The sequence below is a fragment of the Lentibacillus sp. Marseille-P4043 genome, assembly GCF_900258515.1.
GTDB lineage: Bacteria > Bacillota > Bacilli > Bacillales > Amphibacillaceae > Lentibacillus_C.
This window is the reverse complement of record NZ_LT984884.1, coordinates 761,285-783,701: the sequence shown is the minus strand read 5'-3', so window position 1 is coordinate 783,701 and position 22,417 is coordinate 761,285. Positions and strand designations below refer to the sequence as shown.

Sequence of the window (22,417 nt, the reverse complement as noted above, 5' to 3'; positions counted from 1 at the left end):
CTTACCGTGCTATGATAGGTAAGAGCACTTTTTTACGGAATGAGGAATAGAACTTGAAAATTAAAGAAGTCATCGTTGTCGAGGGACGTGACGATACAGCAAAAATCCGCCAAGCTGTTGCCGCAGATACAATTGAAACGAATGGATCGGCAATAAATAAGGAGATTATAGCCCAAATACAACATGCTAAAGATAAACGTGGGGTGATTATTTTTACTGATCCCGATTATCCTGGGGAGCGGATTCGGCATATTATTGATCAGGCAGTACCTGGTTGTAAGCATGCCTTTTTAAAGCAGGATGATGCAAGAGCAAAGCACCCACACAACAAAAGCTTAGGGATTGAACATGCATCAATTCCGACTATTAAGCAAGCATTAAAAGATGTTTATGAGTTAACAGAAGTGAAAAATAGTGATATTACGAAGCAAGAGTTGGTTGATTATGGCCTAATTGGAGGAGCACATGCAAGCTTACGAAGAGATCGGCTAGGTGAGCTCTTGCAAATTGGACATACTAACGGAAAACAGTTATTGAAACGACTACAAATGTTTGAAATTGAACGACCTCAATTTGAGCAAACAATTAGGCGTGTACTGCAGGAGGAAAATAATGAGCAGTAAAAAATATATTGCAACACCTACACGAACAAATGAAATACTGAAAAAATACGGCTTTTTCTTTAAAAAGAGCCTTGGTCAAAACTTTTTAATCGATGTCAATATTTTGGAAAATATTATCAGGCATGCCGGTATTGATCAACAATCGGGTGTAATTGAGATTGGCCCGGGAATTGGCGCATTAACTGAGCAACTGGCTATTCATGCAAAAAACGTTGTTGCATATGAAATTGACCAGCGTTTGTTACCGATATTAGATAATACACTAGAGGACTATTCTAACATTCAGTTGATTCATCAGGATATTCTAGAAGCGGATGTCAATACCTGTATACAAGCGAACTTTGACCCGGAGCAGCAGACACATATTGTTGCCAATTTACCATACTACATTACAACACCAATTTTAATGAAACTTTTGCGGGAAAAACTGCCAATTTCTAGTTTAACAGTGATGATACAAAAAGAAGTTGCGGAACGAATGGCGGCGGAGCCAAACACAAAAAGTTATGGATCATTGACTATTGCTGTACAGTATTATACAAATGCAGAAGTCGTTATGAACGTTCCTAAACGTGTTTTTATGCCGCAACCCAATGTGGACTCAAGCGTGTTAAAACTTACAATACGAGAAAGCCCACCTGTTGATGTTTTAAATGAACAATACTTTTTCGCCATCGTCCAAGCAGCTTTTGCACAACGGAGAAAAACATTGCGAAATAATTTAATAACCTTTTTCAAAGGATCTGTTATAGAAAAGGAGCATATTAATCAGATATTAGATGCTATTGGAATTGACGGAACAAGACGTGGTGAATCACTTTCAATGGAGGAATTTGCTTTACTAGCTAACGCCTTTTTCCAAGCTACTTCCTAAAACGGGGGCTATTGTCATGATTGGCGATAGCTCTTTTTTTACATAGTTAAAGCACGCATAGGCGGATTCCTACATAGGCTATGTTAGGACGCTTTCATCTGAATGGAGGCTTGTGAGGTGGCTTTATGGAATTTATAACTGGAGATTTAGTTACACGTAAATCATATCATCATGATTTATTATTTCGCGTTTCATCACAAACAAACGATATGGTTATCATTCATGGGGAGGATATCCGCCTAGAAGCAGACGCACCTGCTAATGACCTTGTGCGTATACAGGAACGGGAACTTGAAAAGAGACGTAAAAAAGGAAAGGAGCAAGAAGAATCATCCTATCGACTATTTCGTCAGGATTATCAGCTGATGAAAGAAAAGCGCGATTATCAATCGACTGGTGGATATAATTACACAACAAAATATTTTCAACTACCTGCAAGGGTGCTGCATTTAGATGGTGATCGAACATATCTAAAGAAGTGTATTGATTTATATCAACGGATGGGCTTACAAGTTCATGGTGTACATCTAAATGAAAAGGAAATGCCTTTTGAAATTGGTCCATTAATTGAAAAAATTCAGCCAGACATTATTGTAATAACGGGTCATGATTCATTTTCAAAAAATAAAGGCTTAAAAAGTGACCTTCGTGCCTATCGTCATTCTAAATATTTCGCTGAAACAGTCCGTGCGGCCAGAAGTATAGCTCCCCAATTAGACCAACTCATTATTTTTGCTGGTGCATGTCAATCCCATTTTGAATCGCTAATTCGGGCCGGCGCCAATTTTGCTAGCTCTCCATCTAGAATAAATATACATGCCCTTGATCCAGTATATATAGCCGCTAAAATTGCGTATACACCATTTATGGAGAAAGTTAGTGTATGGGATGCCCTGCGTAATACATTAACAGGAGATAAAGGTATGGGCGGCGTCGAAACAAGAGGCTTACTTCGCACTGGAATGCCGTATGTTGAAGAGGATCCCCATGAAAGTTAACAACTTAACACTGCCGTAAAGGGTTTTTTTACCCTTTACGGATTTGCAGATATATTGTTAGCCCACAGTGTAGTAGTTTGTGTCTTTCTTAAGAGGTATCATCGCGAAAGCAGAAACATCGGCGTGAGCGCGAAAACATCGTCCCGAGCGCGAAAACATCAACCCGAGCGCGAAAACATCAACCCGAAAACGAAAACATCGTCCCGAGCGCGAAAACATCAACCCGTGCGCGAGAACATCGGCGTGAACGAGGAAACATCGTCCCGAACGCGGAAACATCAACCCGTGCGCGAGAACATCGGCGTGAACGAGGAAACATCGTCCCGTGCGCGAAAACATCAACCCGAAAACGAAAACATCGTCCCGAGCGCGGAAACATCGTCCCGAGCGCGGAAACATCAACCCGTGCGCGAAAACATCGTCCCGAACGCGGAAACATCAACCCGAAAGCAGAAACATCAACCCGAGCGCGAAAACATCGTCCCGAAAGCGAGAACATCAACCCGAAAGCAGAAACATCGTCCCGAGCGCGGAAACATCAACCCGAAAGCGAAAACATCGTCCCGAGCGCGAGAACATCAACCCGAAAACGAAAACATCGGCGCGAACGAGGAAACATCGTCCCGAGCGCAGAAACATCGACCTGAGATCTGTTAACCCGCCTGCGTTTTTATTGATTAGTCAAAGTTTCTTAAAATAACATACATAAATTTTTAACATTTTACACATAATAACGTAAATATATGAATTTCACTGTTGACATGAAAAAAGGTATACTGTTATAATATAAAGTTTCATTTGACTATTAAACAAGCGTGTGGTAATATAGTTGTTAGTGAGGTGGAGTATAGTGGCAAAAACATTAATCGAAATTAAGCAAGGTCTTGAGTGCCAAATAGGTAAAAGGTTAAAATTAAAAGCCAATGGTGGGAGAAGGAAGACGATAGAACGTTATGGTATATTGGCAGAAACGTATCCTTCTGTTTTCATTGTTGAACTTGATCAAGACGAGAACGCCTTCGAACGTGTTTCATACAGCTATGCAGACGTTTTAACAGAAACAGTAGAACTAAGCTTTCAAGATGATAGAACAAAAACGATGATACTTGAGCAGTAAACATAACGTTTACTGCTTTGTTTTTTATAATATTAAAGTATGAAGATATGTAACCGAAATATAACACTTCCATAAATTATTTTCCTTTTTTACATATAAATAACTGGTGTATGTTTAGCTAATAGGGTAAAGCTATAAATGTCGTAAGAAGGAAAGCTCATATTAGAAGGGGGAGCTCTTTCATGGGTAGACGTGGCGGTATTATGTCAGACCAATTGAAAGAAGAAATCGCTAAAGAGTTAGGTTTTTACGACACGGTGCAAGAAGAAGGCTGGGGCGGCATTAAGGCTAGAGATGCCGGAAATATGGTGAAACGAGCAATTGAAATAGCTGAGCAGAACATGCAACAATAGAAAAGAGGCAGACTGTAGACGGTCTGCCTCTTTTAGTATATCACCCCAAAGCAGTCGCCTCCACTTTTCTAGATCCAGTTCAGTGGGCTAGAGACTCGAGACATAGTCAATGGACACTCCGAGCACAAGTTCATTGCTCTCTGATCCCTTGACTATGTTTTTCGTCTTTAATCAAGCCCACTTCACTTTTCACGATCCAGTTCCGGCTCCTTGGGGTTCGCGATATAAGCAATAGACACTCCGAACGACAAGGTCACTCGTTCTGCGGTCTTTTGCTTATACGTTTCACCCCAAAGCAGTCGCCTGCACTTTTCATTTTATGATACAATTTGTTATAGTTTTATAAAGTGGGTGACGGAGATGGTTTTTTTTGAGAGGGCGCCGGCTAAGATTAATTTGTCTTTGGATGTGCTGGGAAAGCGGGATGATGGCTTTCATGAGGTTGAGATGATCATGACTGCCATCGATTTAGTTGACCGTGTTGAACTACACGCTTTGTCTGGGGATCATATTGAGGTGTCAGCAGATAATCAATATGTGCCGAATGATGAACGGAATCTGGCGTATAAGGCTGCCTTAGCTTTTAAAAACAAATATCATATTAATAATGGCGTGCGCATTGAAATAGAAAAGAATATCCCGGTTTCAGCTGGCCTAGGCGGGGGGAGTAGTGATGCAGCTGCTGTGTTACGCGGGCTTAACCAAATGTGGTCTGTCCATGCTACACTTAAGGAACTGGCGGATTTGGGTGAATGTATTGGATCGGATGTCCCTTTTTGTGTCTATAGTACAACAGCACTAGCAACTGGTCATGGAGAAAAAATTCATGAATTGGTTTCACCCCCCTTCTGTTATGTTGTCCTAGCAAAGCCAAATATAGGGGTATCGACAAAGACCGTTTTCCAGAAAGTTAATCTTGATGAACTTCATCATCCAAATACAAATAAAATAATCCAGGCAATGGAAAAAGGTGACTTTGCTAGTTTATCAAGCAACATCGGGAATGCTCTGGAAAACATCACATTTTGTTTACACCCAAACGTAAAGCGTATCAAAGAGAAAATGGTACAAGCGGGGGCAGCTGGTGTTGTAATGAGTGGCAGTGGGCCCACCATTGTAGGCTTGGTTGAACATTATAGTAAAGCAAAACGCATTTATAACGGCTTAAGAGGGTTTTGTGAAGAAGTATACATTGTACGATTACTTGATCGTCGCTAAACTTGATTAAAGCCGTATAAAAGTGTAGTATTTTATAATAAATATTCGGTTTTAGAGGTGTAGTAATGAAAAGAAGTGATCGACTAGTTTCATTAACAAATTATTTTCTGGAAAACCCTAAACAACATACATCGTTGCCATACTTTGCAGATCTTTACGAGGCCGCTAAGTCTTCTATTAGTGAAGACCTAGTTATTATTGATCGGGTATTACAGCAAGAAGGACTTGGTCATTTGCAATCTGTTGCCGGTGCAGCTGGCGGGGTGAAATATATACCAGATTTTTCAAAGGGAAAAAGCAATCTATTTATTGATGAACTTTGCCATACCTTAGAAGATCCAAGTCGGATTCTTCCTGGGGGCTATTTATACATGAGTGATATTTTAGGCGACCCAAAGATGGTTAAACAAATCGGTCGAGTATTAGCAGCAGCGTTCTCATCGTTGGAAATAGATGTCGTTATGACGGTAGCGACAAAAGGGATTCCATTAGCATATGCTGTTGCCTCGTTCCTTGATGTACCGGTTGTGATCGTTCGCCGAGACCCGAAAGTAACAGAGGGATCGTCTGTAAGCATTAATTATGTGTCTGGATCATCACGGAAAATTCAAACCATGGTACTTCCAAAGCGAAGTTTACAAGATGGTGCAAATGTCTGTATTGTTGATGATTTTATGAAAGCTGGCGGTACCATTACAGGGATGACAAGTCTGCTTGAAGAATTCAATGCAAATGTAAAGGCTATTGGTGTATTGGCAGAAGCGGATGATGAAGAGGATGAACGTGTTGTTGAAAACTACATATCATTAGTGAAAATTAAAAATGTGGATATGAAACAAAAGCAAATTCAGGTCCTGCCAGGTACTATTGTAAATTCCAATTAATAGTTAACTATAAATCCCCCGGAATATAGAAGAGCTTTTACTTTTGCCGTTCTTTTTACATAAGGCTGTTTTATAAAGGATTGGGACTGCAATTACTCGCCCCACCGAAAACATTTGTTGTTTATGACACATAAGCTATATAATGCGCAGTAACTTTTATGTGACTTCCACTCATTCTTTACAAGATGAGTGGAAATCGCGGCTTGGGGGAAATACTCGCTTTCCGTGGGGAACGCTTCAGCCTCCTCGCGAGCAAAAACCGCTCACTGCGGGGTCTTCAGACAGTTCCTTTCCCACAGGAGTCTCGCATTTCCCCAAAGCCTAAGTCTGATTTTCTGTCCGTGGGAGAAGAAAGCCACTTAATATTAAAATCATTAACAACTACTCACAATCCAGAAAATTCTTATCAGCGAAGTATTCTGGCGGAGCGTATTCAAGCACCTCTGTTAATTAGAACAATTGAAGTCCTTGTAATATTAACTATTGCACATAATCCTTCATATACGAAGTTAAAAAGCAACAAAGTTTACGAAAACAGCCTTACATAAAAAGGTTAATTTGAATAATTTTTAGTAATTATTTAAACTTTTTTCAATATTAAGCAGGAATTATTGATTTTTTGTTGAATATTGGTAATAAGTTCAAAAGGGAAAAGGTGGTGAAACATCATGGAAGTTACTGACGTAAGATTACGCCGCGTCGCTACAGAGGGGAGAATGCGTGCAATCGCATCAATTACATTGGATTCTGAGTTTGTTGTCCATGATATCCGCGTTATTGATGGTAATAATGGTTTGTTCGTGGCAATGCCATCGAAGCGCACTCCGGATGGTGAATTTAGAGATATAGCACATCCAATTAATTCCAATACCCGCGCCAAAATCCAAGATGCTGTATTGGAGGAATATCGCCGGGTTGGTGAAGCTGAAGTTGAATATGAAGAAGCAGGCGCTTCGTAAGTGGGGAACAACGAGAGGTCTAATCTGCAATGGATTAGTCTCTTTTTTTGTCTTAAATAGTATAGACATTACATAACCGAGTATAAATTTGAAAGGCTATGGTTAAACGGCAAAAAAGAAGGTTGATAAGACCGTGAGCCGGGCTTGTATCTATTGAAATTATCCACTTTTTAAGATATATTCATAATGGATAATTAGAATGGAGGTTTCCTGATGATGAATCGCTATGCAGTTATACTTGCAGCGGGACAAGGAACAAGAATGAAATCAACGTTATATAAAGTGCTTCATCCGGTTTTAGGTCGACCTATGGTGCAGCATGTAATCAACCAAATAAAAACCGTAGACTTAGATCAGCTTGTAACTATTGTTGGCTTTGGTGCTGATCAGGTCATGGAGGATATTGGCAGCGAGAGCCAATTTGTTGTTCAAGAAAAACAATTGGGCACTGGACACGCCGTTCAACAGGCCGAGGGTTTATTAAAAGATAAAGATGGTACAACAATTGTCGTATGTGGTGATACACCATTAATTACGGGTGAGACATATCAAGCACTTTTTGATCACCATGAAAAAACAGGGGCTAAGGCGACTGTTCTAACAACAACCGCACCAGACCCAACAGGTTATGGAAGAGTAATTCGTAATGATGATGGAGAAGTGGAAAGAATTGTTGAACATAAAGATGCAACTGATGAAGAACTTCAAGTCAATGAAATAAATACAGGTACATATTGTTTTGATAACCAAGCACTATTCCATGCTCTGAAAAAAGTGTCAAATGATAACGCACAAGGGGAATATTACTTACCGGATGTTATTGAAATTTTACGAAACAATAAAGAAAAGGTTAGTGCTTTTTTAACTCCAAATCATTCTGAAACATTAGGAGTCAACGACCGAGTAGCATTGGCGCAAGCTGAGAAGATAATGAAGAAACGGATTAATGAAAATCATATGCGAAATGGTGTAACAATTATTGATCCGGATAACACATATATTGGACCAGATGTTATAATAGAACAAGATGTAATGATTCACCCTGGTTCTATCATTACGGGGTCTTCTACTATAAAAACAAATGCAATAATTGGACCACATACCGAGATTACAAATTGTACAGTTGGTGAAGAAACAGTCGTCAAACAAAGTGTCGCCAAGGATAGCCAAATTGGCAATCGAGTGCAAATTGGTCCGTATGCACACATTAGACCGGAGGCACAAGTAGGCAATGAAGTGAAGGTTGGTAACTTTGTTGAAGTGAAGAAGTCAACTATTGGTGACAAAAGTAAAGTATCTCATTTAAGCTACATTGGAGATGCTAATGTTGGCAGTAATGTGAATGTTGGTTGTGGGACAATCACTGTCAATTATGATGGAAAAAACAAATTTTTAACCACAATTGAAGATGAAGCTTTTATCGGGTGTAATTCCAATCTAATAGCGCCTGTTACAGTAGGTAAAGGGTCCTATGTCGCTGCAGGCTCTACGATAACAAAGGATGTACCGGGAGATTCACTGTCAGTAGCACGTGCAAGACAAACGAATAAAGAAGGCTATGCAACCAAGCTGAAAAACAGAAAACAAGATTAACGGAGGGTTATTTTCATGACATCGGGCTATAAGGATCCATCTTTAAAAGTATTTTCGTTAAATTCAAATCTAACATTGGCTGAGGATATTGCAAATCATATTGGGACAACACTTGGGAAATGTACAGTATCCTCATTTAGTGACGGGGAAATTCAAATTAACATAGAAGAAAGTATACGTGGCTGTGATGTCTACATTGTGCAGTCAACATGTTCCCCTGTTAATCAACATATTATGGAACTATTAATTATGATTGACGCTGTAAAACGAGCCTCAGCAAAATCAATTAATATTGTTATGCCATATTATGGTTATGCGAGACAAGATCGTAAAGCGCGGGCGAGAGAACCAATTACAGCAAAGTTAATCGCGAACCTGTTAGAGACTGCTGGTGCAGACCGTGTCATTACGCTTGATTTACATGCGCCGCAGATTCAAGGTTTCTTTGATGGACCAATTGACCACTTACAAGGTGTACCGATCCTTTCTGATTACTTTGAAGGTAAAGACTTAGAGGACCTTGTTATCGTTTCGCCAGACCATGGTGGTGTAACACGTGCACGCAAAATGGCTGACCGTTTGAAAGCACCAATTGGCATTATTGATAAACGCAGACCACGTCCAAATGTAGCAGAAGTTATGAACATTGTAGGAAATATTGAAGGTAAAACAGCTATTTTGATTGATGACATTATTGACACAGCTGGAACAATTACCCTTGCTGCAAACGCATTAATTGAGAATGGCGCAAAAGAAGTGTATGCTTGTTGTACACACCCGGTTTTATCCGGTCCAGCAATCGAGCGAATCGATAATTCCAAAATTAAAGAACTTGTCATTACAAATACGATTCCGCTACCAGAAGAAAAACAAATTGAAAAAATTAAAGAACTATCTGTCGCACCACTTATTGGTGAAGCAATTATTCGCGTTCATGAATTACAGTCAGTAAGTATCCTGTTCGATTAATTTAGAGGTTTAGAAAGATGTTAGATCGGGAATTAACTATATAGAGTGTTTTACTCAATAGAAATAGTTATAAGAATCCAACATAATTCTAGCAAGAGACTTAGCAAATGTTGAGTTTTAAATAATTGGAGGATGATGAACATGGCAGTAAAATTAAAAGCGTTAAACCGGGAAGATCATAGGAAATCCACTACAAAACAAGTTAGGGAAAGTGGACAAGTTCCTTCAGTTGTTTATGGTAAGGAAAAAGAAGCAAAATCGATTGCTGTAAATAGCCTGGACTTATTGAAAACGGTTCGCGACGAAGGCAGAAATACTATTATCTCACTTGATGTTGAAAATGGTAATCCTGTCGATGTTATGCTACATGACTATCAAATAGATCCGATTAAAGACGAATTAATCCATGCTGATTTTTACATTGTGAATATGTCTGAAGAAATGGATGTCGAAGTACCACTGAGATTAGACGGCGAAGCTAAAGGCACTAAAGAGGGTGGCGTATTGCAGCAACCATTTTATGAGCTTCAAGTTCGTGCAAAACCTGGAAATATCCCGGAAGAAATCAGTGTAGATGTGTCTGCACTTGAAATAGGGGATAGTATCGCAATTGCTGATTTACCACAAGGAAAAGATTATCAATTCATTGATGATCCAGAACAAACAATTGCGACGGTTGTACCACCAGATACATTACAAGATGTTGAAGAAGTACCAGATGACAATGCCGAACCTGACTTAGTTGATAGAAAAGGTGACGCCGAATAAACAGGAATTCAAGAACAGTGGGGTGAAATAGACCTCATCCAATTAAATTTCCCTTTATCCACCCTCCTGTAAGTGGGTTTGCTCTTATAGGAGGGTGAATTATATGTATACAACTATTTTTTAAATTAAGGCTGTTTTCAAGATTGTTGCTTTTTCACCGCTCCGGAAATACACTTCGCTGGGTTAGGTCACATTTTATATCAACTACGAAATCTAAAAAGCAAACAAAGAAAAGCGCCAAATAAAAAAGGAAGAAATAAAATGAAGTTTATTGTGGGATTAGGCAATCCAGGCAGAAAATATGAAACAACAAGACATAATATTGGCTTTATGGTAATCGATGAACTGTTGCATCGGTTTCAAATGGATTTAAATAAGACAAAATTCAATGGAAAATATGCGATGGAAAATATAAATGGGGAAAAAGTGGTTTTACTCAAGCCTCAGACTTATATGAACCTCTCAGGTGAATCAATTAGACCATTATTAGATTACTACAATATTGATTCAGCTGATTTGCTGGTGATCTATGATGATTTAGATCTCCCTACTGGAAAAGTTCGTTTGCGACAAAAGGGTGGTCATGGAGGACACAATGGCATTCGATCAATTATTGATCACTTAGGTACAAAGGAATTTAAACGCCTGCGTATTGGTGTTGGAAGGCCAACTAAGCCAATTTCAGTTGTTGATTATGTGTTAGGATCATTCCCAAAAGAACAACAGGATGATGTTACAAATAGTATTACGAAAGCCGCAGATGCCTGTGAAACCTGGCTTGATAAACCTTTTATAGATGTTATGAACGATTTTAATGCTTAGTAATACAGTAATTAAAATGTGTGGGAAATGTATTGCAATTGCGGACCCAAATAGCAACAATTCATACGAAAACTGCACATTTTAATTACGTATAAAAAATTACTTTTCGGATAAACTTTATGGTACCCCATGTTTATTCGAGGAGGTATACGTATGTCTATTGTCTATCAATGCAGACATTGCGGGCAGGTTATTGGCGAACTTGAACAGCAAGTTGTTGATTCAGCAATGCTTGGATTGGATAAATTATCTGTAGAGGATAAAAAGGAAATGATTCACTATCAACAAAACGGTGATGTCCATATAAAGACAATTTGCGAGAACTGTGAAGCGTCATTAGGGGCAAATCCGCATTATCATGAATTAGATTTTTTTATACAATAGAACACGCTACACTTAGCTTTGGTTCCTAGCCAAGGCATTTTTGCGGTTCTAGCCTAATCGGGGGTTTACGATGAAAGGGATTAATGAATATTTACAATCAAAAGAAGATATACAATCAATTATAAGTGGTATTTCCAACGGGATGCATGAACAGCTTATAGCCGGTCTGTCAGGATCAGCTAGAAGTTTACTCGTCTCCATTATAAATGAGTCAACAAATAAACCAATATTGTTAGTAACACATCAACTGGTTCAGGCACAACAACTGTATGATGACTTGTCCGAATTTATTGGTGAAAAGGATATCCATTTGTATCCAGTTAATGAATTAATTGCATCGGAAATAGCAATAGCAAGTCCAGAACTGAGAAGTCAGCGGATTGAAGCGTTAACAACATGGTCCGAAAAGAAATCAGGTATACTAATTGCGCCTGTTGCGGCATTGAAACGGATACTTCCACCGCCATCGTACTGGCATACCTATCAATTGCAGTTTAGGCTTGGTGAGGATATTAATATACAATCATATGTCCAATCACTAGTCAATATGGGATATGAACGTGCATCAATGGTCAACACGCCAGGTGAATTCAGCATGCGTGGTGGAATTATTGATATTTATCCGGTTACAGAGGAATATCCAATACGTATCGAACTATTTGATGAAGAAGTAGATTCGATACGCTATTTTGATGCTGACACACAACGTTCATTGGAAAAATTAACAGAAGTAAAGGTTGGCCCAGCCACAGAGCTGCTATTAACTGATGAAAATATTATTGCTGGTGCGGAACGTTTAGAGGATGCTTTGGCTACATCACTGAAAAAAACCAAGACAGCGGAAGCAAAAGAAAAGCTAAACGAGGTAATGGCAAATGACATTGAACGATTGAAGAATTTAGAGCGCTTTCAAGAGATGAATAAATATATTGGATTTCTCTATAAGAACCCTGCTAGTTTGTTAGATTATTTACCAAAAGATGGCCTAATTATCCTTGATGAAATGAGCAGGATTCAGGAGACAGCAACAAATTTGGATACGGAGGAAGCTGAATGGTACAGTAATCTATTAGCCTCAAACCAAATGGTAGGACAGAGCAGATTTTCCTTTGATTGGCATGATATCGGGGAAAGGATGCAACAACAGCGGATTTACATGTCTGTATTTTTACGGCATATCCCAAATACACAACCACAAAACATTATCAATTTATCGTCGAGGGCAATGCAGGAATTTCATGGACAAATGAATTTATTTAAAAATGAATTAAATCGGTGGGAAAAGGGCGATTTTTCTGTTGTTATTTTGGCTCCAAATGAAAAGCGAGCAGAAAAGATTCATTCTATTTTTACTGATTACGATATTGAAGCGACTGTATCGAAAGAATTAAAACTTCCGGTTACGAAGCCAACAATCGTGATTGGAAATATTGGTAGTGGTATTGAACTTCCAATGCATAAATTGGTCCTCATTACTGAAAATGAATTGTTTAAAAAAGTGACCAAACGCACCAGAAAGAAACAAAAGATCTCCAATGCAGAGCGAATCAAAAGTTACCAGGAATTGAAAATCGGCGATTATGTTGTACATGCAAATCATGGTATTGGTAAGTACCTAGGCATTGAGACACTCGAGGTCAATGATTTACACAAAGATTATATGTTAATTAAGTATTCTGGCGATGATAAGCTTTTTGTACCCATCGATCAAATTGATTTGGTTCAAAAGTTTGTTGCTTCTGAAGGAAAGGAACCCAAACTTTACAAATTAGGTGGAAGCGAGTGGACAAAAGTAAAGCGTAAGGTGCAATCGTCTGTTGAAGATATTGCTGATGATCTTATTAAACTTTACGCGGAACGAGAAGCTCGAAAAGGGTATGCATTTTCAGAGGATACGGAGATGCAACGTGAGTTTGAGGCAGCTTTTCCATACCAGGAGACAGATGACCAACTACGATGTATTGAAGAAATTAAACAAGATATGGAAAGGGAAAGGCCGATGGATCGCTTGTTATGCGGTGATGTTGGTTATGGAAAAACAGAAGTAGCAATACGTGCGGCATTTAAGGCAGTTGCCGATGGAAAACAAGTGGCCATTTTAGTACCGACGACAATTTTAGGACAACAGCATTTTGAAACCATTCGCGAGCGCTTCCAAGACCATGCTGTTAACATTGGGCTCTTGAGTCGATTTAAGACAAAAAAGCAGCAAAAGGAAACACTTGATGGATTAAAAAAAGGACTTGTAGATATCGTTATCGGTACACACCGCTTATTATCAAAAGATGTTCAGTACAATGAGCTTGGTTTGCTTATTGTGGATGAAGAACAACGATTTGGTGTAAAGCATAAAGAGAAAATTAAGCAGTTAAAATCAAATGTAGATGTTTTGACTCTAACCGCCACTCCAATACCAAGAACGTTGCATATGTCCATGTTAGGTGTCCGAGACTTATCTGTAATTGAGACACCTCCAGAAAATCGCTTTCCAATTCAAACGTATGTAATGGAATATAATCCGATTTTTATTAGAGAAGCAATCGAACGGGAAATGGCACGTGGGGGTCAGGTGTTTTTCCTTTATAATCGTGTGGAGAACATCGATCGTATTGCCCGGGAAATTGGTATGTTAGTTGGTGATGCCAAAATTGGGGTTGCTCATGGTCAGATGAATGAGACAGAACTTGAAAGCGTGATGTTTGGATTTTTGGAAGGGGAATTCGATATTTTGGTAAGTACAACGATCATCGAAACAGGGGTCGATATCCCAAATGTAAATACACTGATTGTCTATGATGCTGATCGGATGGGCTTGAGTCAGCTGTATCAACTGAGAGGACGAGTAGGACGGTCCAATCGAGTTGCATATGCTTACTTTACGTATCAAAAAGATAAAGTTTTAACCGAAATTGCTGAAAAACGCTTGCAGGCAATAAAGGAGTTTACTGAACTTGGATCAGGATTCAAAATTGCCATGCGCGATTTATCGATCCGTGGCGCTGGAAACTTACTAGGCGCACAACAGCATGGCTTTATTGATTCAGTAGGCTTTGATATGTACTCGCAGATGTTAAAAGATGCTATTGATGCACGGAAAGCTGGTAAAGAACTAGATGAAGTAAAACCTTTTGAACCAGAGCTTTCTCTTGATCTTGATGCTTATATTCCGGACACGTATATAAAAGATGAAAAGCAAAAAATAGAAATGTATAAACGTTTCCAAACCATTGCTGCAGCGGATGACGCAGATGCATTAAAAGAAGAATTAGTCGACCGATTTGGGGATTATCCTGAAGAAGTGGCAAACCTGTTTATTATTGCGACGTTAAAAATGTATGCAAAACAGGAAAGAGTTGAATCGATAAGCGAGAAAAACAAAAAAGTGGAACTACTTGTCGAGGATAGCCGTAGTCAAGGGATTGATGGATCAAAACTATTTACATTAGCCAATACATTTGGCCGTGGTGTGCAACTTGGCACCGAAAATCAAAAACTTAAAGTTGTGTTTAATTGGTCAAAGGAAAACAAATATAAACGATATGAAGTTATTGAAGATTTTATTAAGCAACTGTCCACTGTCGATCGTGACGATTAGAAAAAAATGTGATTAATGTATAGTTCCTTCCAGATGATTCATACTAAAACCACAACTGGTGTTTATTTCACATACAACACGGGAAAATCTGTATGTAAATGAAAAAAGACAAAATGCTGGCGGCTGGAGTTCGGTAAAATACGATGGTCCATGTAAAAGGGTTCAGATCTGAGAAAAAGAAAAATAAAAGCACCCATTGTTTGTAATTTTAATGTGAAAGAAACCCAGGGACGATCATCATAGGAAAGTGAGGCTTCATAAAGATGAAGGCAACAGGAATTGTACGACGAATTGATGATTTAGGAAGAGTTGTTATCCCAAAAGAAATCAGAAGGACACTGCGTATTCGCGAAGGAGACCCATTAGAGATATTTGTTGATCGTGAAGGAGAAGTAATTTTAAAGAAGTATTCACCAATAAATGAATTGGGCAGTTTCGCACAAGAATATGCAGAAGCACTATTTGATTCATTAAATTATCCGGTTATTATCTGTGATCGTGACGAAGTTATTGCAGTTGCCGGGGATTCAAAAAAAGATTACTTAAATAAAAATATTGGAACGAAATTGGAAAAGGCAATTGAGAACCGATCCGTTTTATTAGAAACAGAAACGTCTACATTGGAAATTTTGGAAAGTAAAGATGAGGAATTATCCTCATATTGTTTAAACCCGATTATTGCAAATGGAGATCCGATTGGTTGTGTCATGATGTTTTCAAAAGATGATAAAACACTTAGTAATGTTGAACAAAAAGCAGTGGAAACGGCAGCAAGCTTTATGGCAAAGCAGATGGAATGATAATAGGATGAATCGAATATATCCTAAAAGGGTCTGACTCTCTCGATATTCGAGGGGGTTTGACCCTTTATTTTGTACTTTTGTATAAAAATTTGGTTATAAAGGGCTAACTAGTGGAAGAGGCAAAGCCCAGCTCTAGCGTATGCTATAATAGGGAAAGATAGATAAAATGCGACACAGTGACAATTCTCTATCGTAACAATGATGATGCAATGCCTAAATTCCGCTCCGGCAGAATACTTCGCTTTCCGCGGGCACGGCTTTAGCCTCCTCGGAAGAAAACCACTTCCTTGAAAAAGTAAACCACTTTTTCTGCGTGCGATGTAATGCGCTGAAGCTTTCCTTGTCCTGCGGGGTCTTCAGACTCGTGCTGGGGCTGCGCTAACTCGCCCCACCGAAAACCATTGTTCCCGCAGGAGTCTACGTATTCTGCCTCCGCTGATAGTGGTGCTCTGATTATTGACAGGCAAAAGCCATGGATTCTAACGTTACACGACTTTTTTCCCTTTAACAGAAATTCACTTAAGCAATAGCTGAATATAATGAGCAACAATACCAGTTATTTCCGTAGCGGTAATTAGCGCACATTTTCTATCAACTACGAAAGAATAGCAACAAACAATACGAAAACATTCTAGGAAAAGAAATGAAGTTCGGATGGAAAGGCGTTTGTCAATATGGCTAGCAATGAATCAAATAAATTAGTAAGAGGTGCTTTGCTACTTACATTAGCTGGGTTCGTCAGCAAGCTGCTTAGTGCAGGTTACCGGATTCCGCTGCAAAACTTAACAGGGGATCTTGGTTTTTATATTTACCAGCAAATTTACCCCTTTCTTGGAATGGTCTTGGTCTTATCATTATATGGTTTTCCGTCAGCAATTTCTAAAATAGCGGTTGATCTAAAATCAGAAGGAAGGCAGCTTTCATTTACTCGTTTTTTTGTGCCTGTCTTCACTATTTTATTGACGATCAATGGCGCAATATTTCTATTTTTATTGTCAACCGCTGGAGAGATTGCGAATTGGATGGGTAACCCCAAACTACAGCAGGCATTACAGTTTGCTGCCTTTGCTTTTTTGTTGATTCCCTTTTCATCCTTATTACGTGGCGCGTTTCAAGGAAGTTATCAAATGAAGCCAACCGCACTATCACAAATTGGTGAGCAATTTATACGTGTGTTTATTATTATTTTGGCAGCTGTATTAATTGTCATCAATGGAAGGGATATTTATGAAATCGGACAGGCTGCAGCAATAGCCTCCATAGCTGGCGGGATAATGGCGATTATCGTTCTTGGAATGTTTCTTTTCAAACAAAGGCTAATCCAACCTGACTTGTTTACGATTCCTTGGGGCTATTATCTAAAAACGTTGCTAATCTTTGGTATTATTGCAGCGTTAAACCATATGGTACTAATCGTCATTCAATTCGCTGACGCATTTACATTGGTCCCGGGCCTAAAGGATTTTGGGATATCACAAATCGAGGCAATGGAGTTAAAGGGAGTTTTTGACAGAGGACAACCATTAATTCAACTCGGTACTGTGATTGGATCATCGTTTGCATTAGCCTTGATTCCATCCATATCGAAGCAAAAGTTGCAATCTAATCCTCAACAAAGTTATCATTACATTCGCAGCGGGTTAATATTTAGCTTTTATCTGGCTGTAGGTGCGACAGTTGGGTTACTTGTTATTTTTCCAGAAGTAAATACCGTATTATTTGAAAATGATTTAGGAACAACCAGTTTACGTATTCTTAGCATTGCTGTTTTTCTTTGTTCGCTCGCAATAACGGCCTCATCTATTTTACAGGGATTAGGCTATATCAAGCGAACGGCAGCTTTTATTTTAATTGCCTTTTTCATTAAATGGACGTTGAATCAATTATTTGTACCATTATGGAGTATTACTGGGAGTGCCATTGCAACTGTAATCAGCTTGCTAGTACTGTGTGGATTGGTTATTATCGAATTAAGAAAGAAGTTGCCAGATCTAAACTTTTGGCAAACTATTAATTGGCATGCATTGCTCATTGCTAGCTGTGTCATGGTTGTTTATCTCTATCTTATTCATTATGTTTTCGTGTTTTTTGACATAAATTCTCGCTTGGGATTACTGGCTTATGTTATCGGTGTAGCAGTAACTGGGGCGGTTGTATATATGGTTTTATTGGTGAAAAAGAGGGCATTTTCGGAAGAGGAATTAATGATGCTCCCATTTTCTTCTTTTTTCATTTGGCTACATAGAGGGAGGAATTCGCTTGAATCAAAAAATTGAAGTTGTTGGGTTAGGTGCTGGTGATATTAATCAGTTGCCGCTTGGAATCTATAAAAAGTTAACGAGTACGACGGAAAAAGTTTATGTTCGAACATTTGAGCATCCGGTTGTTGAGGCCTTGCAAGCAGAGGGAGTTCTATTTGAATCGTTTGATAATATTTATGAATCTAATCAGCAATTTGCGGATGTTTACCAAAAGATTGCGAAAGAATTGATTGAGCAATCGGGTGAAGGCAATGTGATTTATGCTGTTCCAGGCCATCCTATGCTTGCGGAAAAAACAGTACAGCTATTACTGGAGCAGAAGGAAGTAACAATTGATGTTGTCGGTGGTCAAAGCTATCTGGATGATTTATTTACGGGATTAAAAATAGATCCAATAGATGGTTTTCAATTTGTTGATGCCACGTCATTTAATCGTCATCAACTCGATTATCGGCATCATCTTATCTTTTGCCAAGTTTACGATCGTTTTACTGCTTCTAATGTAAAGCTTGCATTGTTAGAGGATTTGCCGGCTGATTATCAAGTTACTGTTGTCGAAGCAGCAGGGAGCAAGCAGGAAAAGATGACAATTATTCCATTAGAACAGCTTGATCATTCCATGGAAGTAAATAATTTAACTAGTGTATACATCCCACCAGTATCACATGACCTGTTACATCATACCTTTAGTCGTTTACGAGAAGTAATCGCCAAATTGCGTAGTCCAGATGGTTGCCCATGGGATAAGGAACAGACACATGAATCGCTGCGGGAATATGCAATCGAAGAGGTTTATGAACTTATCGATGCAATTGACGACCAAGATGATGACGGGATTGTTGAGGAATTGGGTGATATTCTTTTACAAGTCATGCTCCACAGTCAAATTGGCGAAGATAACGGATATTTTGTAATTGATGATGTTATTAAATCTATTACAGACAAAATGATCCATCGCCACCCACATGTCTTTGGTGATAAAACGGTTGATTCTGTTGCTGACGTGTATACCAATTGGGATGCCTTAAAACGAGAGGAAAAAGGTGATCAGCGTAAATCCGTTTTAGATGGTGTCTCTAAAAGTATTCCTGCCCTTGCTAAAGCCTATCAGTTGCAAAAAAAGGCTGCAAAGGTTGGATTTGCATGGGAAACGGTTGATGGTGCATGGGATAAATTGCAAGAGGAAATAAAAGAAGTACAAGAGGCTATTGAGGAGAATGACCAAGTAGAAGTAGAGAAGGAATTGGGTGACGTTCTATTTGTACTAGCAAATATTTCAAGGTATTATAAAGTGAATCCGGAAGTTGCATTAAATAGAACGAACCAAAAGTTTATTTCCCGGTTTTCTTATATTGAAGAGAAGGTAAACGAACAAGCAAAGGACATCAATGAAGTAAGTTTAAAAGAAATGGATGCACTCTGGGACCAAGCAAAAGAAAAGGAGTGATTGAAATGCGTTTAGATAAATTTTTAAAAGTATCTAGATTAATTAAACGGCGTACATTAGCAAAAGAAGTTGCAGATAAAGGTCGGATAACGATCAACGGCAACCAGGCAAAGGCCGCCTCTAATGTAGAAGTAGGCGATGAATTAGTTATTCAATTCGGGCAGAAGCTAGTAACTATAGAAATTACCAACTTGAAAGAGGCCGTAAAGAAAGATGAAGCAGAGACATTGTATAAAGTGATCAAAGAGGAAAAGAGCAACAGTTAATTATAAGGGCCATTTTTCGTAATGTTTGTTGCTCCCTGCCCCGCAGCCCGTATACACTTCGCTTTCCGGGGGTGGCTGGAGAGCCTCCTCGTGCTGAGTGCTCGCCTGAGTTACAAGTAATCTCGGTGAAGTAGCGCTCCTCGCAACTCGAAGCATACTCGGTGGGAGTTTTGCTCGTCGCACTGCGGGGTCTCACCGATGCCTCTCATCCCCCAGGAAGTGCTTTTCTTCCGAGGAAGCTGAAGCGTTGCCCGCGGAAAGCGAAGTATATTTCCGGAGCGGCAATTTTGAACATCACTACGTCGCATTTTATATCTATTGTGTAAATAACAACAAATGTTTTCGATGGGGCGAGTAATCGTAGCCCCAATCTTTAGGAAAACAGCCATTATTAAAGTTGGCTGTTTTGGCATTATTTGCTATTTTATGTGTAGCAAAACATTAATAAACAACTTAAAGTTATTAGTTGAAAAATTAACTATCGAATTGTTCTAGACTTGTCCCTCCTGTCATAAGGTAATAATGATAAGGAGGGCTTTAGCAAATGAATTATTATGAAAAAGATTCCGAGCAACGAGTTCAACAAGATCACTTCGTAAAAATTAACAATCGCAAGGATTTGGAAATTACTGGTGTTAAAGAAGTAGATAGTTTTGATAATGAAGAATTTCTACTGGAAACTGTAATGGGTTACTTAATTATTCGTGGACAAAATTTGCAGTTAAAAAACCTTGATGTTGGCGAAGGATTAGTTGCGATTAAAGGCAAAGTATATGAGCTTTCCTATGTGGATGAACATCACCAGGAGAAAGCTAAAGGGTTCTTTAGCAAGTTATTTCGATGACACTAAATGTCCAGTTCATGACGATGATTGTCATGATTATAAGTGGATTTTATTTGGGTATCATACAAGAAACATTTCGCCGCTTTAAGCCACATTGGAAGGATAATCGATTCCTTGTATATTTCATGGAGGTAGCCTTTTGGTTATCACAGGTCTTGCTTGTATTTTATGTGTTATTCCTTGTTAATGCAGGGGAACTACGCTTTTATGTTTTCTTAGCCCTTTTTCTAGGGTTTTCCATTTATCAAGCAGTAGCTGCTCCTCTATATAAATGGTTACTAGAGCATATTATCCGAATCGTTGTAACCTGTTATCGCTTTGTGGAGCGGCTAATTCAAATATTGATTATTACCCCGATAAAGTATATGATAAAATTGTTTGTTACAATTGTCCTGTTGATCGTTCAGTTCATAATGACACTGCTCCTATTTGTAGCGAAAGTTATCTTCTTCCCTATAAAATGGATATTTTATACAATCTATCGGTTATTACCAAGAAATATCCAAAATTTTTTTCACAAACTTGCAGGATTTTATAGTACAATAAAGAATATAGGTAAGAAGGGCATGAAGTATTTAAAGTTTAAGAGGAGGTAGCAAGCAGTGTCAACAAAGAAAAAAACGGTAACAAGATTAGATTCGAATTATATGCAGCAGTATGACGCATACATAGAGAGACAGAAAAAGAAAAAGAAACGTCTAATTCGCCGTCTTGTGTTATTTTCTGTTGTGGTACTCATTGCTATTGGCAGCATGACTGCATATCACGTTAAACAGCGTGTACTTCATGCTGAGAAGAATGAACAATATGAACAAATGCAAGATAAGTTAGCCTCGTTAAAAAAGGAAGAAGAAAACCTTAATGAGGAAATTGACTTATTAAAAGATGAAGACTATGTATTAGAGATCGCTCGAACGAACTATTTTTTCTCTAAAGAAGGAGAATTAATTTTTAAACTTCCTAACGAGGATCCCTCTTATTGACACGCTTTCACATGCTTAGCTATAATATATTAGAACTATATATTTAAAACCTTAAGGAGGAGCATTTTTTTTATGTCAATCGAAGTAGGCAGCAAGCTGCAGGGAAAGGTAACAGGTATCACTAATTTTGGAGCTTTTGTTGAGCTTGGAGAAGGAAAAACAGGCCTTGTCCATATTAGTGAGGTTGCCGATAATTACGTCAAAGACATTAATGAACATCTTAGTGTCGGGGATGAAATAAAGGTGAAAGTAATTAATGTCGAAAAGGACGGCAAGATTGGTTTGTCAATTAAGAAGGCAAAAGATAGACCACAACGCCAAAGAAATACCCGTGAGCGCACGGAATCATTTGAATCAAAAATGAACCGTTTTCTAAAAGATTCCGAAGACCGTTTAGCCTCTTTAAAGAAGCACACGGAATCCAAACGCGGGGGCCGAGGTGCTAAAAGAGGATAGCAACTGCTGTCTATAAGGATGCTCTATTTACGATAAATAAAAAAGGCAGGTACCAACGTAATTACGTTGGTACCTGCTTTTTTGTAACGGGATTAGTTACAGATCGGAAAATAGGCGTATTCCTCCAAACAGAACCCGTAGCATATTCTTTTAAATAAAGGCTGTTTTAACACAATAGATATAAAATGCGACGCAGTGAT

At 38.7% G+C, this 22,417-nt stretch carries 24 protein-coding genes; all 24 read left to right on the top strand.

Features of this window, described 5'->3' with window-relative positions:
- Nucleotides 1–53 precede the first annotated feature (53 nt).
- The gene (gene rnmV / locus C8270_RS04110) at nt 54–623 is read left to right on the top strand and encodes a ribonuclease M5 (protein WP_106495617.1); all 570 of its coding nucleotides are present in this window, start codon (nt 54–56) and stop codon (nt 621–623) included.
- Entirely contained in the window at nt 613–1,497 is an 885-nt protein-coding gene (gene rsmA, locus C8270_RS04105; protein WP_106495616.1) for a 16S rRNA (adenine(1518)-N(6)/adenine(1519)-N(6))-dimethyltransferase RsmA, read from the top strand. Before rnmV ends, rsmA begins: the two co-directional genes overlap by 11 nt.
- Before the next feature lie 125 nt (nt 1,498–1,622).
- Entirely contained in the window at nt 1,623–2,495 is an 873-nt protein-coding gene (gene yabG, locus C8270_RS04100; protein ID WP_106495615.1) for a sporulation peptidase YabG, read from the top strand.
- A gap of 54 nt (nt 2,496–2,549) precedes the next feature.
- Nucleotides 2,550–3,152 (top strand): hypothetical protein, encoded by a 603-nt coding sequence (locus tag C8270_RS04095; protein WP_158701590.1) that lies wholly within the window; start codon nt 2,550–2,552, stop codon nt 3,150–3,152.
- Nucleotides 3,153–3,345: 193 nt separating this feature from the next.
- Nucleotides 3,346–3,612 carry a biofilm formation stimulator Veg gene (gene veg / locus C8270_RS04090; RefSeq protein WP_106495613.1) on the top strand — a complete coding sequence of 89 codons (267 nt, stop codon included), beginning with the start codon at nt 3,346–3,348 and terminating at the stop codon, nt 3,610–3,612.
- A 182-nt stretch (nt 3,613–3,794) separates the two neighbouring features.
- Nucleotides 3,795–3,965, top strand: coding sequence for a small, acid-soluble spore protein, alpha/beta type (locus C8270_RS04085; RefSeq protein ID WP_106495612.1), 171 nt, complete (start codon nt 3,795–3,797; stop codon nt 3,963–3,965).
- 360 nt (nt 3,966–4,325) lie between these two features.
- Nucleotides 4,326–5,183 carry a 4-(cytidine 5'-diphospho)-2-C-methyl-D-erythritol kinase gene (gene ispE, locus C8270_RS04080; RefSeq protein ID WP_106495611.1) on the top strand — a complete coding sequence of 286 codons (858 nt, stop codon included), beginning with the start codon at nt 4,326–4,328 and terminating at the stop codon, nt 5,181–5,183.
- Nucleotides 5,184–5,248: 65 nt separating this feature from the next.
- Entirely contained in the window at nt 5,249–6,067 is an 819-nt protein-coding gene (gene purR / locus C8270_RS04075) for a pur operon repressor (protein WP_106495610.1), read from the top strand.
- A 185-nt stretch (nt 6,068–6,252) separates the two neighbouring features.
- A complete protein-coding gene (locus tag C8270_RS19700; protein ID WP_158701589.1) occupies nt 6,253–6,615 on the top strand; it encodes a hypothetical protein in 363 nt (120 codons plus the stop codon).
- A gap of 120 nt (nt 6,616–6,735) precedes the next feature.
- Nucleotides 6,736–7,026 carry a septation regulator SpoVG gene (gene spoVG / locus C8270_RS04070; RefSeq protein ID WP_106495609.1) on the top strand — a complete coding sequence of 97 codons (291 nt, stop codon included), beginning with the start codon at nt 6,736–6,738 and terminating at the stop codon, nt 7,024–7,026.
- 213 nt (nt 7,027–7,239) lie between these two features.
- Nucleotides 7,240–8,619 carry a bifunctional UDP-N-acetylglucosamine diphosphorylase/glucosamine-1-phosphate N-acetyltransferase GlmU gene (glmU, locus tag C8270_RS04065; protein WP_106495608.1) on the top strand — a complete coding sequence of 460 codons (1,380 nt, stop codon included), beginning with the start codon at nt 7,240–7,242 and terminating at the stop codon, nt 8,617–8,619.
- Nucleotides 8,620–8,634: 15 nt separating this feature from the next.
- Nucleotides 8,635–9,588 (top strand): ribose-phosphate diphosphokinase, encoded by a 954-nt coding sequence (locus C8270_RS04060; protein WP_106495607.1) that lies wholly within the window; start codon nt 8,635–8,637, stop codon nt 9,586–9,588.
- 141 nt (nt 9,589–9,729) lie between these two features.
- Entirely contained in the window at nt 9,730–10,356 is a 627-nt protein-coding gene (locus tag C8270_RS04055) for a 50S ribosomal protein L25/general stress protein Ctc (RefSeq protein WP_106495606.1), read from the top strand.
- A gap of 261 nt (nt 10,357–10,617) precedes the next feature.
- On the top strand, nt 10,618–11,178 hold the full coding sequence (gene pth / locus C8270_RS04050) for an aminoacyl-tRNA hydrolase (protein WP_106495605.1): 561 nt from the start codon (nt 10,618–10,620) through the stop codon (nt 11,176–11,178).
- A gap of 153 nt (nt 11,179–11,331) precedes the next feature.
- Nucleotides 11,332–11,562: an anti-sigma-F factor Fin family protein gene (locus tag C8270_RS04045; protein WP_106495604.1), complete on the top strand. Its 231-nt coding sequence runs from the start codon at nt 11,332–11,334 to the stop codon at nt 11,560–11,562.
- 70 nt (nt 11,563–11,632) lie between these two features.
- A complete protein-coding gene (mfd, locus tag C8270_RS04040) occupies nt 11,633–15,157 on the top strand; it encodes a transcription-repair coupling factor (RefSeq protein ID WP_106495603.1) in 3,525 nt (1,174 codons plus the stop codon).
- Nucleotides 15,158–15,420: 263 nt separating this feature from the next.
- Nucleotides 15,421–15,957, top strand: a complete 537-nt coding sequence (spoVT, locus tag C8270_RS04035; RefSeq protein ID WP_106495602.1) for a stage V sporulation protein T — start codon at nt 15,421–15,423, stop codon at nt 15,955–15,957.
- A 677-nt stretch (nt 15,958–16,634) separates the two neighbouring features.
- Nucleotides 16,635–18,236 (top strand): putative polysaccharide biosynthesis protein, encoded by a 1,602-nt coding sequence (locus tag C8270_RS04030; protein ID WP_106495601.1) that lies wholly within the window; start codon nt 16,635–16,637, stop codon nt 18,234–18,236.
- The gene (gene mazG / locus C8270_RS04025; protein WP_106495600.1) at nt 18,220–19,668 is read left to right on the top strand and encodes a nucleoside triphosphate pyrophosphohydrolase; all 1,449 of its coding nucleotides are present in this window, start codon (nt 18,220–18,222) and stop codon (nt 19,666–19,668) included. The genes C8270_RS04030 and mazG overlap by 17 nt, the downstream gene beginning before the upstream one ends.
- Nucleotides 19,669–19,673: 5 nt before the next feature.
- Nucleotides 19,674–19,934, top strand: a complete 261-nt coding sequence (locus C8270_RS04020; protein WP_106495599.1) for an RNA-binding S4 domain-containing protein — start codon at nt 19,674–19,676, stop codon at nt 19,932–19,934.
- Nucleotides 19,935–20,478: 544 nt separating this feature from the next.
- A complete protein-coding gene (gene yabP / locus C8270_RS04015; protein ID WP_106495598.1) occupies nt 20,479–20,778 on the top strand; it encodes a sporulation protein YabP in 300 nt (99 codons plus the stop codon).
- Nucleotides 20,775–21,374 carry a spore cortex biosynthesis protein YabQ gene (gene yabQ / locus C8270_RS04010; RefSeq protein ID WP_106495597.1) on the top strand — a complete coding sequence of 200 codons (600 nt, stop codon included), beginning with the start codon at nt 20,775–20,777 and terminating at the stop codon, nt 21,372–21,374. Before yabP ends, yabQ begins: the two co-directional genes overlap by 4 nt.
- 6 nt (nt 21,375–21,380) lie before the next feature.
- Complete coding sequence (locus C8270_RS04005) at nt 21,381–21,761, top strand: FtsB family cell division protein (protein WP_106495596.1); 381 nt, start codon at nt 21,381–21,383, stop codon at nt 21,759–21,761.
- A 72-nt stretch (nt 21,762–21,833) separates the two neighbouring features.
- Nucleotides 21,834–22,217, top strand: a complete 384-nt coding sequence (locus C8270_RS04000; protein WP_106495595.1) for a S1 domain-containing RNA-binding protein — start codon at nt 21,834–21,836, stop codon at nt 22,215–22,217.
- Nucleotides 22,218–22,417: the final 200 nt, after the last annotated feature.